Source organism: Sphingobium xenophagum (assembly GCF_002288285.1).
Lineage (GTDB): Bacteria > Pseudomonadota > Alphaproteobacteria > Sphingomonadales > Sphingomonadaceae > Sphingobium > Sphingobium xenophagum.
Genome location: NZ_CP022745.1, coordinates 396,661 through 410,063 on the forward strand (window position 1 = coordinate 396,661; position 13,403 = coordinate 410,063).

The 13,403-nt window shown below is 63.9% G+C and carries 10 protein-coding genes and 1 pseudogene; 5 read left to right on the forward strand and 6 right to left on the reverse strand.

Annotated features, from left to right (window positions below):
* Nucleotides 1–53 precede the first annotated feature (53 nt).
* The 3 genes from CJD35_RS01915 to CJD35_RS01925 form a co-directional block, all read right to left on the reverse strand.
* Complete coding sequence (locus tag CJD35_RS01915; RefSeq protein WP_244917199.1) at nt 54–1,322, reverse strand: PepSY-associated TM helix domain-containing protein; 1,269 nt, start codon at nt 1,320–1,322, stop codon at nt 54–56.
* A gap of 17 nt (nt 1,323–1,339) precedes the next feature.
* Entirely contained in the window at nt 1,340–3,382 is a 2,043-nt protein-coding gene (locus CJD35_RS01920; protein ID WP_017180885.1) for a TonB-dependent receptor family protein, read from the reverse strand.
* Nucleotides 3,383–3,573: 191 nt separating this feature from the next.
* Nucleotides 3,574–3,981, reverse strand: a complete 408-nt coding sequence (locus CJD35_RS01925; protein ID WP_095686760.1) for a hypothetical protein — start codon at nt 3,979–3,981, stop codon at nt 3,574–3,576.
* A 113-nt stretch (nt 3,982–4,094) separates the two neighbouring features.
* On the opposite strand from CJD35_RS01925, the gene CJD35_RS01930 reads away from it, so the two are divergent.
* From CJD35_RS01930 to CJD35_RS01940, 3 genes and pseudogenes are all read left to right on the forward strand, one after another.
* Nucleotides 4,095–4,505: a MerR family transcriptional regulator gene (locus tag CJD35_RS01930; RefSeq protein ID WP_017180887.1), complete on the forward strand. Its 411-nt coding sequence runs from the start codon at nt 4,095–4,097 to the stop codon at nt 4,503–4,505.
* Between the two features lie 51 nt (nt 4,506–4,556).
* A pseudogene (locus CJD35_RS01935) lies at nt 4,557–6,358 on the forward strand (acyl-CoA dehydrogenase C-terminal domain-containing protein).
* Nucleotides 6,359–6,443: 85 nt separating this feature from the next.
* Complete coding sequence (locus CJD35_RS01940; RefSeq protein WP_017180889.1) at nt 6,444–7,721, forward strand: amino acid permease; 1,278 nt, start codon at nt 6,444–6,446, stop codon at nt 7,719–7,721.
* A gap of 86 nt (nt 7,722–7,807) precedes the next feature.
* On the opposite strand, the gene dnaJ is transcribed toward CJD35_RS01940, so the two are convergent.
* Nucleotides 7,808–8,941 carry a molecular chaperone DnaJ gene (gene dnaJ, locus CJD35_RS01945; protein WP_017180890.1) on the reverse strand — a complete coding sequence of 378 codons (1,134 nt, stop codon included), beginning with the start codon at nt 8,939–8,941 and terminating at the stop codon, nt 7,808–7,810.
* A 67-nt stretch (nt 8,942–9,008) separates the two neighbouring features.
* Nucleotides 9,009–10,907 (reverse strand): molecular chaperone DnaK, encoded by a 1,899-nt coding sequence (gene dnaK, locus CJD35_RS01950; protein ID WP_017180891.1) that lies wholly within the window; start codon nt 10,905–10,907, stop codon nt 9,009–9,011.
* Between the two features lie 175 nt (nt 10,908–11,082).
* On the opposite strand from dnaK, the gene CJD35_RS01955 reads away from it, so the two are divergent.
* The gene (locus CJD35_RS01955) at nt 11,083–11,571 is read left to right on the forward strand and encodes a copper chaperone PCu(A)C (protein ID WP_017180892.1); all 489 of its coding nucleotides are present in this window, start codon (nt 11,083–11,085) and stop codon (nt 11,569–11,571) included.
* Nucleotides 11,568–12,038 (forward strand): hypothetical protein, encoded by a 471-nt coding sequence (locus CJD35_RS01960; protein WP_017180893.1) that lies wholly within the window; start codon nt 11,568–11,570, stop codon nt 12,036–12,038. The genes CJD35_RS01955 and CJD35_RS01960 overlap by 4 nt, the downstream gene beginning before the upstream one ends.
* Here CJD35_RS01960 and CJD35_RS01965 read toward each other — a convergent pair.
* Nucleotides 12,019–13,173, reverse strand: a complete 1,155-nt coding sequence (locus CJD35_RS01965; protein WP_017180894.1) for a glycosyltransferase — start codon at nt 13,171–13,173, stop codon at nt 12,019–12,021. The two genes, CJD35_RS01960 and CJD35_RS01965, sit on opposite strands and share 20 nt — an antisense overlap.
* Nucleotides 13,174–13,403: the final 230 nt, after the last annotated feature.

Here is a 13,403-nt window from a genome sequence, read left to right on the forward strand (position 1 = left end):
CTTTTCTTTCGAGCAGAAGGACGGGGCTTCGACAAGCTCAGCCCGAACGGGATTTAGGCCGTCCGGCGCTGGCCCATGATCCATTCGCCCAGCAAGGCGACGAGCATGCTGAGGCCGGTCAACGGGAACAACAGGCCGATGAACAGCATCAACCCCGCCACCATGCGCCGGGCGGCGGGGGTGGCGGCGGGCGGTGCGCTGAGCCGCCCCTGTTGCCGCCGCTTCCACCACAGGACCGGCGCGGTCAGGCACAGGAGGAGGAGGCACAGGCAAGCCGCGAGCATCAGCAGCCGGTTGACCTCTCCATATTGCTGGCCCTGATGGGTGGCGATGCCCCATTCGACCGCCTTTGCGCCCGGACCGAACATGCGCCAGTCCATATCCTGCACCACCGCGCCCGATGCCGCGTCGATGGTGATGGCGCGCGCGTCCTGCGCCTGGGTGACGATGGAGGCGGCGAGATAGGGCGCGCCGGGACTGGCGGGCAGGATGAGCTGCACGCCGCCCATGCCATGCGCGGTGGCGATGCGCAGAGCCTGATCAACGCCGATGTCGCCTGCATCGCCCGCGATCGCGCCGCCTTCGCGCAGCGTCCATGGCAGCGCATCCCTGGCCGGCGCGCTCCATGGGATGACCGCCATTTTGGGCCGTCCCCAGTCGTTGGCGGCCACGACGGCGCGCAGCCCGCCGCCCCAGACTTCCGTCCATGGCATCCCCGTCACCGCAAGGAAGAGGATGACGCCAGCCGACAGGAAACCCAGCGTGCCGTGCAGGTCGCGCCAGAAGAGGCGACCCGATGTCCTGCCCCGGATCGCCAGCGCGGGCTGGCCGCGCCGGGGCCAGCGCAGATAGAGGCCGGTGATGCAGAGCAGGATCGCCCAGCCCGCGACGACCTCCACCAGCCGGTTGCCGACCGGGCCGGTGAGCGCAAGGCTGTGCAAATCCTTGATGACCTTCATGAAGCCGCCGCCGCGCATCTGACCGAGTATCCGGCCATCGCGCGGATCGACGAAATGGACCGTTGGCGGGCCGCCCTCCACCTTGGTCATCACCCGCCAGTTTTCCGACATGGTGGCGGGACGAACGATTTGCGTTACCTGCGCGCCTGTCGTCCGTTCCACCACAGCGGCCAGGCGCGATGGCGGAAGCAACGCACCGGACGGCGTCGTCGCCATATGGACGGGATAGAGCGTCGCCTCTATCTCCGGCTTGTAGAGATAGAGCGCGCCCGTCACCGCCATGAGTGCCAGCACGGGCAGGACGATCAGGCCGGCATAGAAATGCCAGCGCCACATCGCCCGGTAGAAGCCTGTGTCATCCATCGTCCTGCCCCCCCGGTTCAGAAACGCGCGCGCACGCCGCCATAGATGGCGCGGCGTTCGAGCGGGTAGAAGGCGACGCTGCCTTCGTCGATCGCGGGTGTTCCCGCGTTGTCGGGCGTGTAGCGAACGAGCGCGCTGATGTCGCCGACTGCGCGCTTCTGCGTCAGGTTGCGCGCATCGAGGAACAGGGTGACGCCTTCGCGCACTTGCGCCTGTGCGCCCAGATTGAGCAGGGCATAGTTGCCGACCCGCTTGCTGTTGACATAGTCGACCCACGCCCCCTGCGGCAGCCATTCGACCGAGGGCGAGATGCTGAGCCTGTCGGTCCCCAGTTTGAGTTCGGCGCGGTAGAAATGGCGCGGCACCACCGGCAGGCGATTGTCACCATAGATGGCGTCGTTGCGGAAGCGGAAATCGCTATATTGATAGACCTGGCGGAGCGATGCCCATGGAGTGAAAGCGAGGTCCAGACCGGCCTCGACGCCCTGATGCCGGGTCTTGTCCGCGTTGAAGGTGGCGGCGGGGATGACGCCGGGCACGACATTGAATTGCAGCATCTCACCCTTTATGTCGGCGCGATAGAGGCTGACGTCCCAGGATGCGATGCCGATGCGGCCACGGGTGCCGATTTCCGCGGTCCACGCCTTTTGCGTGCCGACGGGCGTGAAGCCGGGCGCGCCGCCTGCGGGCGTTTGGCTGAGTTCGCTATAGCCGGGCAGTTCGACCGAGCGGTTATAATTGGCGTAGAATTGCAAGGCTTCGTCGGGCTTGTAGAGCAGGCCGATCTTGGGCGAAAAAGCGTCGAAGCTGGCGTCGCCGCTGCGTTGCGGGGCAAAGCGGTTGTCGATCCGCCGTTCGCCATGGGTGTAGAGCCCGCCCGCGATCAGCCACAGGCCGGGCGTGGGGGCGACGCGGACTTCGCCATAGCTGTTGATCGTCTGGGCGCGCTGCTGGACATTGGCGGTGGGCGCGCCGCGCTTGCCCGACAGGTTGATAAACTGGCGCGCGGTAACCTTGCCGAAACGCGCCTGCGTACCAAGCGTCAGTTCGACCGGCAGTCCACCCAGATCGCCCGCCAGATCTAGGCTGGCGAAAGCGCCGCGATCTTCCGATTTCTGGTCGATCACCTGAAAGATGGGATGGTAGAGATCCTTGGCATTGAGGAACAGGCCGAAGGCCAGCTGGCCGCCACCAAGCTGGATGGTCGTGCGGTTTTGCAGGCGGATCGAATCAATGTCGCGCGCCTGATCGCCAACGAAATTGCCCTTGGTCGGGTTGGTCAGCACCGATTTTTCGCTGAGCGAGCCGGACAATTTCTGACGGATGGTCTGGGCGCTGGCGTAGAAGCGGGATTCGATTGTCTCGCTGATCTTCACGCCGACATTGCCGTTGAAGCGATAGGATTTCCGCTTGCCATGATCGCGGTCGCCATCCGACCGATCGCTGGTGATCGCGGCGAAGGCATCGCCCCGGTCATCGGCATAGCCATAGGCGGCCTTGGTGCGGATCGTGTCGAAGCTGCCGCCATCGACGCGCAGTTCAACGCCCGGCGCGCTGCGTCCGGTCGGGGTGACGGCATTGATCGCGCCGCCCAGCGTCGATCCGCCCAGCCGCAGCGCATTGCCGCCACGATAGACCTCCAGATGCTGGAAAACCTGCGGGTCGAATTCCTGAAAGTCGCCATTATCGTCGGCCAGGTTGATCGGAATGCCATCCTGCAACAGGGTCAGGCCGCGCATGTGGAAGCCGCGCGACAGGCCCGAACCACGGATAGAGATGCGAACCTCCTGCCCGAAGCGCGGCTGGGTATAGACGCCGGGCGAGAAGGTGAGCGCGTCGCGCAGGGAGACGGCCAGCTTATTCTCAAAATCGTCGGCGGCCACGACATCGACGCCGCCCGGTGTGCGCTCGACGCGGGCGGCGGCTTCCTGGGCAAGCGCGCTGGCGGTGACGATGATGCGGCTCTGGTCGGGGGCTTCGTCGGCGAAGGCAGTGGTAGTCGACAGGGCAAAGGCGATGGCGCACAGCGAAACGCTGCGCGTGGCGTGGGTGATACGCATGAATTTTAACCTATTGATATAGTGTGGTTTCCTGACTTTCTTGTCAGGATTGGGGCCGGGCAAATTGCATCCTCCCTACAAGGGAAGGTGGCTGGCCAGAGGCCATACGGAGGGGTGTCAAGTTATCGAGAGGGTGACACCCCTCCGTCAGCACTTCGTGCTGCCACCTCCCCCTCAGGGGGAGGATGTCGTTAAGCGGTTGGCGGCCCGGATGAAGGCGGCGGGGGCGCGGCGAGGCGCGCGATCTGACCCGTCTTGAGCGCGAAGGCGATCGGGCCATAGGCCAGTTGCCAGGCAGGCAGCGGCAGGTCTGCAAGCAGCAGCGGCGGCACGGCGGGCTGGACCGAAGCGGCGAAGGCGCAGGGCATATGCCCGGCCATGCCATCGTCGGGCGCATGATCGCCCTTGCCCGGCGCCAAGTCGCGATCGACCCGCACGTTGATTGCGCCCTGCCCGGTACAGAGGGTTATGATGACGCCCCGATCCGTGCGGACAGGCATGAAACCCGACGGCACGAACAACTGGACGGCCAGGACGAGCAGCGCCAATGCGGCAAGGAGGCCGCGCGCGGTGCTGGAATGTCTGATCGCCCCCGTCATGTGGGGGCCGCCATAATGACGAGGCGCTGCCTTGTCACTAGGGCAATAGGTCCAGCGCGCGTTGCCCTGAACTCACCTTGACGTAAACGTAAAGCCGCGTTACATCATGCGTCATGGACAAGCGCAGCAGCATCGCCGGCATCGAGCTACCCGACCATCGGGACCAGCAGAGCTACAGCATTTCCGACCTTTCCGAAGAGTTTGGCGTCACGGCGCGCGCCTTGCGATTCTATGAGGATGAGGGGCTGATCGCGCCCGAACGGCAAGGTCTGGCCCGCATCTATTCGCGGCGCGACCGCGCGCGGCTGGCGTGGATTTTGCGCGGCAAGCGGGTCGGTTTCAGCCTGACCGAAATTCGCGAGATGATCGACCTGTATGACGCCGATGAAGAACATGAAGAGCAGCGCCGCGTCACGGCCGCCAAATGTCAGGCGCGGATCGAACTGCTGACCCGGCAAAAGGACGATATTGACGCGGCCATTGCCGAACTGGCCAATTTCGTTGCGGCCATCGCCAAAGACTGACGCCCTCCCCTACCCGCCCTTTCCCGATAAGAAAAACGCCCGGAGACGATCATGCCCACTTATACCCCCCCGTTCGCGACACACGGTTCGTACTGGATCATGTCGTCGGACTGGAACGCTATGCCAACCTGCCCGGCTTTGAAAATGCGACGCCCGACCTGGTCGAGGCGATCCTGACCGAAGGCGGCAAGATTGCTGCGGAAGTGCTGTTCCCGTTGAACGCGGTGGGCGACAAGGAAGGATGCACCCGTCACCCCGACGGCAGCGTGACCACGCCGACGGGCTTCAAGGACGCTTTCGACCAGTTTGTCGCGGGCGGTTGGACCACGCTGCATTCGCCGGCCGAATTTGGCGGACAGGGTCTGCCGTCCGTCCTGGCGACGGCGGTGGACGAATATGTGCTGTCGGCCAATCAGGCGTTTGAAATGTATCATGGCCTGACCGCCGGTGCGGTCGCGGCGCTGATCGCCAAGGGCAGCGATGAATTGCAGCAGCGCTATATCCCCAAGATGGTGTCGGGCCAGTGGACCGGCACGATGAACCTGACCGAGCCGCATTGCGGCACCGATCTGGGCCTGATCAAGACCAAGGCCGTGCCCAATGCCGATGGCAGCTATGCGATCACCGGGACCAAGATTTTCATTTCGGCGGGCGAGCATGACCTGTCGGAAAATATCATCCATCTGGTGCTGGCCAAGACGCCGGGCGCACCCGACAGCAGCAAGGGCATTTCGCTGTTCGTCGTTCCCAAGATCCTGCTGCACGACGACGGGTCGCTGGGCGAGCGCAACGCCGTGTCCTGTGGTTCGATCGAGCATAAGATGGGCATCCATGGCAACGCCACCTGCGTCATGAACTATGACGGGGCAACCGGATGGATGGTCGGCGAGGAGAATAAGGGGCTGGCCGCGATGTTCATCATGATGAACGCGGCTCGACTGGGCGTTGGCCTCCAGGGTCTGGCCCAGGGCGAAATCGCCCTGCAGAACGCGGTTCATTATGCCCGCGACCGGCGGCAGGGCCGCGCGCTGACCGGGCCGAAGGACCCGGAAGAAAAGGCCGATACGCTGTTCGTTCATCCCGATGTGCGCCGGATGCTGATGGAGGGCAAGGCCATCACCGAAGGGTTGCGCGCGCTGATCCTGTGGGGGGCTTTGCAGGTCGATCTGTCGCATTATGCCGCCACCGAAGAAGAGCGCCAGCAAGCCGACGATCTGATCGGGCTGCTGACCCCGGTCATCAAGGGCTATGGCACCGACAAGGGTTTCGATGTCGCGGTATCCAGCCAGCAGGTGTTTGGCGGCCATGGCTATATCTGGGAAAATGGCGTGGAGCAGTATGTCCGCGACGCGCGCATCGCCCAGATTTATGAAGGCACAAACGGCGTGCAGGCGATGGATCTGGTCGGCCGCAAACTGCCGATGAATGGTGGCCGCGCGTTGCAGGCGTTGCTGAAGATCATCGCGACCGAAGTGGCCGATGCCAAGGCCGAGCCCAAGCTCGGCGCCTTCGCCGAAGCGCTGGAAAAGGCGACCGGCCAGTTGCAGGCCGCGACCATGTGGCTGATGCAGAATGCGATGAAGAACCCCGACAATGCGGGCGCAGGCGCGCATCATTATATGCATATCCTGGGCATCGTTGCGACCGGCCTGATGTGGTTGCGCATGGCCAAGGCCGCGACCGGACTGCTGGCGGCGGGCGAAGGGGACGCGAAGTATCTGGAAGCCAAGCTGGTGACGGCGCGCTTCTTTGCCGAGCGGATCATGCCCGACGCGGGATCGCTGCGCCGCAAGATGGAAGGTGGCGCCGAAGCGCTGATGGCGCTGGACCCGGATATGTTCCTGGCGGCGTAACGCCAATGAAGGCGGGTCTGGCCACATGGGTGGCCAAGGCCCGCCACCCGCGATAGGCTGACCCCTTTCAAGGGGGACGCCAGCCATGACCATCACCGCCAGTCCGGCGCCTGCCCGCACGCTGGGCCTGGCTGCCTGCATCGCGCTGGTGATGGGGAATATGATCGGGTCGGGCGTGTTCCTGCTGCCCGCCGCGCTCGCGCCCTTCGGCTGGGATGCGGTGGCAGGCTGGGGGTTTACGATCGCCGGGTCGCTGGTGCTGGCCTTCGTCATAGCGCGGCTGACGGTGGCACTGCCGGGGACGAGCGCGTCGCAGATGATCGCGCGGGCCTATGGGCCGCTTGCCGGGTTTGCGATTGGCTGGATCTACTGGCTGTCGATCATCATCACCAATGTCACGATTGCAGTCGCGGCGACGGCCAATCTGTCCAGCGTCCTGCCGCTGCTGGCGCGGCCGGGCGTCGGGGCGATAATGTCGATCGGCTTGCTGTGGGCAATGACGGGCATCAACCTGATCGGCGCGCGGGCAGCGGGCATGACGCAGATCGTCACGACGGTCATCAAGCTGATCCCGATCGCGGTGGTGCTGGTCCTCCTGGTCATGACGGTGGGGAATGGCACGGCACAGGTCGCGCCCTTCCCGGCGCAGGGGCTGACGGGCGCGGGGATTACCGCATCGGCGGCACTGACGCTCTGGGCGCTGCTGGGCTTCGAGTCGGCCAGCGTCGCGGCGGACAAGGTGCGTGATCCGGCGCGAACGATCCCGCGCGCGACGCTGATCGGCACGGCGGTAACGGGGCTGATCTATCTGCTGGTCTGTTCAGGAATAGCGCTGACCCTGCCAGCGGCGGAGACGCAGACCGGATCGCCCTTTGGCGCATTTGTCAGCCATTATTGGTCGCCCGGCCCGGCGCGCTTCATCGCCTTGTTCGTGGCGATCAGTTGCCTGGGGGCGCTCAATGGCTGGACGCTGCTGATGGGCGAGGTGCCGCTGGCGATGGCGCGCGCGGGCGAACTGCCGCGCTGGCTGGCGGGAACCAATGCGAGGGGGACGCCGGTGCGCGGACTGATAGTGTCCACGCTGCTCGCCACCCTGTTACTGGTCGCCAATAGTTTGCAGGGGCTGGTGGCGCTGTTTACCGCCATGGCGCTGCTCGCGACATCGGCGACGCTGTGGCTCTATGTCGGTTGCGCGCTGGCGAGCATGCGGTTCAAAGTGGTGGTGCCCGCCGCGGTCGTGGGGCTGGGCTATGCGCTGTGGACGCTATGGGGCGCGGGAATTGTGGCGAGCGGGTCGAGCGTGCTGCTGATGGCGGCGGGGTTGCCCTTTTATTGGTGGGCGCGGCGAGAGCGTGCAGCCTGACGTGACGTACTCCCGCGAAGGCGGGAGTCCAGTTCAGAGGGTAGGACTGGGCTCCCGCCTTCGCGGGAGCACCATGATGCCAGCGATCAATCCCCCCACAAATCCTTGATCTTGCCGAAAAATCCGGTCGAGGCCGGGCATTCTTCGCCGGTTTCGGTTTCGCGGAAGGCTTCGAGCAGTTCCTTCTGCTTGGCCGTCAGCTTCGTGGGCGTTTCGACGTCGATCTGGACGACGAGATCGCCCTGCCCGCGTCCGTTGAGGACCGGCATGCCCGCGCCACGCTGGCGGATCTGCTTGCCCGACTGAATGCCGACCGGGATCTTGATGCTGTGGCGCACGCCGTCCAGACCCGGCACTTCGATCGTACCGCCGAGCGCGGCCGTCGTGAAGCTGACCGGGCAGCGACAGAAGAGCGTCGTGCCATCACGCTCGAACAGCGAGTGACGCTTGACGTGGAGGAAGATGTAGAGGTCGCCCGCAGGCGCGCCACGCGCGCCCGCCTCGCCCTCACCCGACAGACGGATGCGGGTGCCATCGTCCACGCCAGCGGGAACATTGACCGACAGAGTCTTGGGTTTGTCCACCCGGCCTTCGCCCCGGCAGGAGCGGCAGGGGCTTTCAATAACCTTGCCCGCGCCATGGCAGGACGGGCAGGTGCGTTCGACCACGAAAAAGCCCTGCTGCGCGCGGACCTGACCATGGCCCTTGCAAGTCGGGCAGGTCTTGACGCTGGTTCCCGGTTCCGCGCCGGAGCCGTCGCAACTGTCGCAGACGACCGAAACCTCGATCTGAATCTCGGTCTGCTTGCCATGATAGGCTTCGTCGAGGGTGATTTCGAGATCATAGCGCAGGTCCGCGCCGCGCCGCTGCTGCTGGCGACCGCCGCCGCCAAAGCCCCCGCCCTGGCCGAAAATCGTCTCGAATATGTCGCCAAGGTCGGAAAAGCCGCCGGCACCGGCATGGAATCCGCCACCGCCGCCCTGTTGCTGCTGCTTGAAGGCCGCGTGACCGAAACGATCATAGGCTGCGCGCTTTTGCGGGTCTTTCAGAACCTCATAGGCTTCCGACACGGCCTTGAACTTGGCTTCGCTATCGGTGCATCCCCCGGTCTTGTCCGGGTGATATTTCATCGCCATTTTGCGATAGGCGCTTTTCAGCACGCTCGCGTCGGCGGTGCGCTCGACTTCGAGCAATTCATAATAGTCGATTTCGGTCGTCATTCGGACCCCCGCCCGGCTGTCCCGTCACCCCGCCTGGCGGCGGGGTGACGGGTATAGGGCTTCAGCTTCAAGCCTTGTTGTCGTCCACTTCGGAGAATTCGGCGTCGACGACATCGTCGTCCGCCTTGGGTGCTTCAGCGCCCGGCGCAGCGGCCGCAGCCTGCTCCTTCTCGTAAATGGCCTGACCCAGCTTCATCGCGACCGTGGCGAGTTCCTGCGCCTTGGCCTTCATGGCTTCAGCGTCACCACTTTCGATCGCAGACTTGGTGTCGGCAATGGCGGTTTCGATCTCGCCCTTCAGGCTCGCATCGACCTTATCGCCATGTTCGGCCAGCTGCTGCTCGGTCGTGTGGACGAGGCTTTCGGCGTTATTCTTGGCTTCGGCCGCTTCACGACGCTTCTTGTCCTCTTCGGCGAAGCGTTCGGCGTCCTTGACCATCTGGTCGATGTCGGAGTCCGACAGACCGCCCGAAGCCTGGATGCGGATCTGCTGTTCCTTGCCGGTGCCCTTGTCCTTCGCGGACACATTGACCAGACCGTTGGCGTCGATGTCGAACGTCACCTCGATCTGCGGCACGCCACGCGGCGCCGGGGGGATGCCGACCAGGTCGAACTGGCCGAGGATCTTGTTGTCCGCCGCCATTTCGCGCTCGCCCTGGAACACGCGGATCGTCACCGCCTGCTGATTATCGTCGGCGGTCGAATAGACCTGCGACTTTTTCGCCGGGATGGTGGTGTTGCGGTCGATCATGCGGGTGAACACGCCACCCAGCGTTTCGATGCCGAGGCTGAGCGGTGTCACGTCGAGCAGCAGCACGTCCTTGACGTCGCCCTGCAACACGCCCGCCTGGATCGCCGCGCCCATGGCGACGACTTCGTCCGGGTTCACGCCGGTATGCGGTTCCTTGCCGAAAAATTCCTTCACGGCTTCGCGCACCTTGGGCATGCGGGTCATACCGCCGACCAAAACGACTTCGCTGATCTCGCTGGCCGAAACGCCTGCGTCGGCCATCGCCTTCTTGCAGGGTTCCATGGTGCGCTTGATGAGGTCGGCGACCAGACGCTCCAGATCGGCGCGGGTGATCGACTTCACCAGATGCTTGGGACCATTCTGGTCAGCGGTGATGAAGGGCAGGTTGACTTCGGTCGTCTGGGCCGAGGACAGCTCGATCTTGGCCTTTTCAGCCGCTTCCTTCAGACGCTGGAGCGCCAGCTTGTCCTTGGTGAGGTCAATGCCTTCGGACTTCTGGAAGTCGGCGGCCAGGAATTCGACCAGCTTGGCGTCGAAATCTTCGCCGCCCAGGAAAGTGTCGCCATTGGTCGACTTCACTTCGAACACGCCATCGCCGATTTCCAGAATGGAAATGTCGAACGTGCCGCCGCCAAGGTCGTAAACCGCGATCGTCTTGCCGTCCTGCTTGTCGAGACCATAAGCGAGCGCGGCCGCGGTCGGCTCGTTGATGATGCGCAGCACTTCCAGGCCCGCAATCTGGCCGGCATCCTTGGTCGCCTGACGCTGGGCGTCGTTAAAATAGGCAGGCACGGTGATGACCGCCTGGGTGACGGTTTCGCCCAGATAGGATTCGGCGGTTTCCTTCATCTTTTGCAGGATGAAGGCGCTGATCTGCGAGGGGCTGTAATCCTGGCCACCGGCCTTGACCCAGGCGTCGCCATTCGGACCCTTGGCAATCGAATAAGGGACGAGTTCCATGTCCTTCTTGGTCATGGGATCGTCGAAGCGGCGGCCGATCAGGCGCTTGACCGCGAAAATCGTGCTGTCCGGATTGGTGACCGCCTGGCGCTTGGCCGGCTGACCGATCAGGCGCTCGCCATCCTTGGCGAAGGCGACGATGGACGGCGTCGTGCGCGCGCCTTCCGCATTTTCGATTACCTTGGGCTTGCCACCGTCCATGACGGCGACGCAGCTGTTGGTGGTGCCAAGGTCGATACCGATAACTTTTGCCATTGTGTCCTCTTTGAACCCCAAATTCTATTCAGCGGTTGATGGCCCCATACCTCACGAAAGCGCCAAGGCAAGGCCGGTTTGCAAGGGCGATATAGGGGCGCTTTTGCTTGGCACAAGAAGCTGGGGCGATTACCTATGTACGCTGACCGGAAACGAGACAGTCAGGAATGAGTTGATGCGCGCCCCCTTTGCCCTTTTCGCCCTCTTGGCTCCGCTGGCGCTGGCCGCGTGCGGCGACCCGGCACCGACCTATATCGACCAGGCCTGGGTACGGTTGAGCCCCAATAAGGAAACGCCATCGGCCGGCTATTTCGTCGCGCATGGCGGCGATGCGGGCGGGCAGATACGCGGCGTGCTGACCGATTACGCGCTCAAGGTCGAGATGCATGAAAGCGTCGACAAGGACGGCATGATGACGATGGAGCGAATCGACAGTGTCGATATTCCGGCCAAGGGTGAGGTCGCCTTCGCCCCCGGCGGCAAGCATCTGATGCTGTGGGGCGTCAATGATACCGCGATCAGCCGGGGCAAGATGCAGCTGACCTTCCTGATGGCCAATGGCGACCGCTTGCTGGTCGATGCGGTGATCCGCAAGCCGGAGGCGGCGGGCGCAGGCACTGGCTCAGGGGCAGCCAAGCCTGCTGGCGAGCATGAGGGTCATTGAGCAGCCGTAGCCTGACGCCCGATGAAATTGCGCTGGCGCGGGGCGTGTTCGGCGCGGCGATCGATTATGGCCGGGTACGGGTGCATGCGCGCAAATGGTGGCCGTTCCAGCCCAGGGGCGTGACGATGGCGCCCGATGGCGACCTGTGGTTTCACCCGGAGGGCGGGCTGTTCTGCGCGGATTTCTGTGAAAGCCCGCTGCATATACAGGGGCATTTCATCCATGAGATGACCCATGTGTGGCAGGCGCAGCGGTCGGGGCGGTGGTGGTTGCCGCTGATGCGGCATCCCTTCTGCCGCTATGGCTATGATGTCGTGCCGGGCAAGCCGTTCGAGCGCTATGGCATCGAGCAGCAGGCGGAGATCGTGCGGCACCTGTTCCTGATGCGCAGCGGCCTGTCGGTAACAAACAAGCCACCGCTGGACGTTTACGAAGCGCTGGTGCGGTTCAGTTCAACGCCCGTTTGATGCCGTCATGCACCTCGCCAGGCCGTTCCGCTTGTGCGGCAGCAGCCAGCCCGTCCAGGATCGAGAGATGGGATTCGATCGCCGCCGCCATCCCATATTGGCGGGCAATGGCGCGCAGGCATGTCGGTCGTTCGCTATAATCAAGCCCCCGGTCGAGCGCGGCGGCCAGTGCATCGGCATCACCGCGCGGAACGACGGCGCAATGAGGCGCGGCACGCAACAGCAGGGCGGCGCCGTCGAAACAATCCGTCGTGACGACCGGACAATTGGTGGCAAGCGCCTCGATCACGGCGGCTGGCAGGCCTTCATAATGTGATGACAGGGCGAACAGATCAGCCTTGCGCAGCCAGGGGACCACGTCACTCACAAAGCCGGCCAGTTCGACCCGTTTGCTCAATCCCAATTGGGCGATGAGCCTTTCGATCGCGACCCGCTCCGGTCCTTCGCCGACGATGACCAGTCTATCCTGCCGTCGACGCATGCGCGCGAAGGCCGTGATCAAAAGGTCGAGCCGCTTTTGCGGCATCATGCGCGCGAGTGCGACAATGGTGCGAGGCGCATCGCAGGCAGGGGTCTGCGGCGCAAAATCAGCGAGCATGGCGTCACTGACATAGGGATTGAGCACCGTTTGCAGCTTGTGCGCATGCTGCGGATAGAGCGCCGTCAAGGTCCGCTGTTCTGCATGTGTCAGCGGCAAGATGCGATCGAAGCGGCTGAAAATGAAGGCGTAGAGCCTACGCCGATACCAGCGCGCAATTTTGCTGCTGTCGCGCGGGCGGATGACGGGATTGGTGGTCTTGAACGCAAACCGGATGCCGGAACGCGGCACAAGGAAAGTGGCGAGTGCGGTAACAAGGCCGATATTGTTACTTGTCGCCAGAACGACATGCGGACGCTCAGCCCAAATTCGACGGACAATCATTGGCAGGCCTCGCGCCAGTTCCAGCTTGCGAGAGCCCAGGGGCTCTCCCGCCGTCGCGAGCTTCACGGCCGGATTGCACAATGATCCAAGAGCAGCCTCACCCTCCCGGTCCGTCCGCATCCGCGCAATAACAACGTCCTTGCCAGCCTCCGCAAAGCCGCTGGCCAAATGCACGGCGACCCGGTCGGCCCCGCCTTGACCAAATTTATGCATGGTCAACAATAAACGGGCGCGGATCATCGATGCACGCCACGCGCCAGGTGTCGACTATCAGAGCGCATTTGTATCTTGGCCTCACCGTAACAGACAGTATCGGCCAAGGCGGTTGGAGCATCCCGTCACGCCCCCGCCGATACGTGCCATAGACGCCGCGATCACGCCTGTCCCATAGTCGATGAGATCAACCGCGCAGAAAAAAAGGCGAACCCTCAGGTCCGCCTTCT

Coding starts and splice junctions, on each gene's coding strand:
- CJD35_RS01930 (WP_017180887.1), top strand. CDS start 4,095: ATGGACAAGCGCAGCAGCATCGCCGGCATCGAGCTACCCGACCATCGG.
- CJD35_RS01940 (WP_017180889.1), top strand. CDS start 6,444: ATGACCATCACCGCCAGTCCGGCGCCTGCCCGCACGCTGGGCCTGGCT.
- dnaK (WP_017180891.1), bottom strand. CDS start 10,907: ATGGCAAAAGTTATCGGTATCGACCTTGGCACCACCAACAGCTGCGTC.
- CJD35_RS01920 (WP_017180885.1), bottom strand. CDS start 3,382: ATGCGTATCACCCACGCCACGCGCAGCGTTTCGCTGTGCGCCATCGCC.
- CJD35_RS01955 (WP_017180892.1), top strand. CDS start 11,083: ATGCGCGCCCCCTTTGCCCTTTTCGCCCTCTTGGCTCCGCTGGCGCTG.
- CJD35_RS01915 (WP_244917199.1), bottom strand. CDS start 1,322: ATGGATGACACAGGCTTCTACCGGGCGATGTGGCGCTGGCATTTCTAT.
- dnaJ (WP_017180890.1), bottom strand. CDS start 8,941: ATGACGACCGAAATCGACTATTATGAATTGCTCGAAGTCGAGCGCACC.
- CJD35_RS01965 (WP_017180894.1), bottom strand. CDS start 13,173: ATGCATAAATTTGGTCAAGGCGGGGCCGACCGGGTCGCCGTGCATTTG.
- CJD35_RS01925 (WP_095686760.1), bottom strand. CDS start 3,981: ATGACGGGGGCGATCAGACATTCCAGCACCGCGCGCGGCCTCCTTGCC.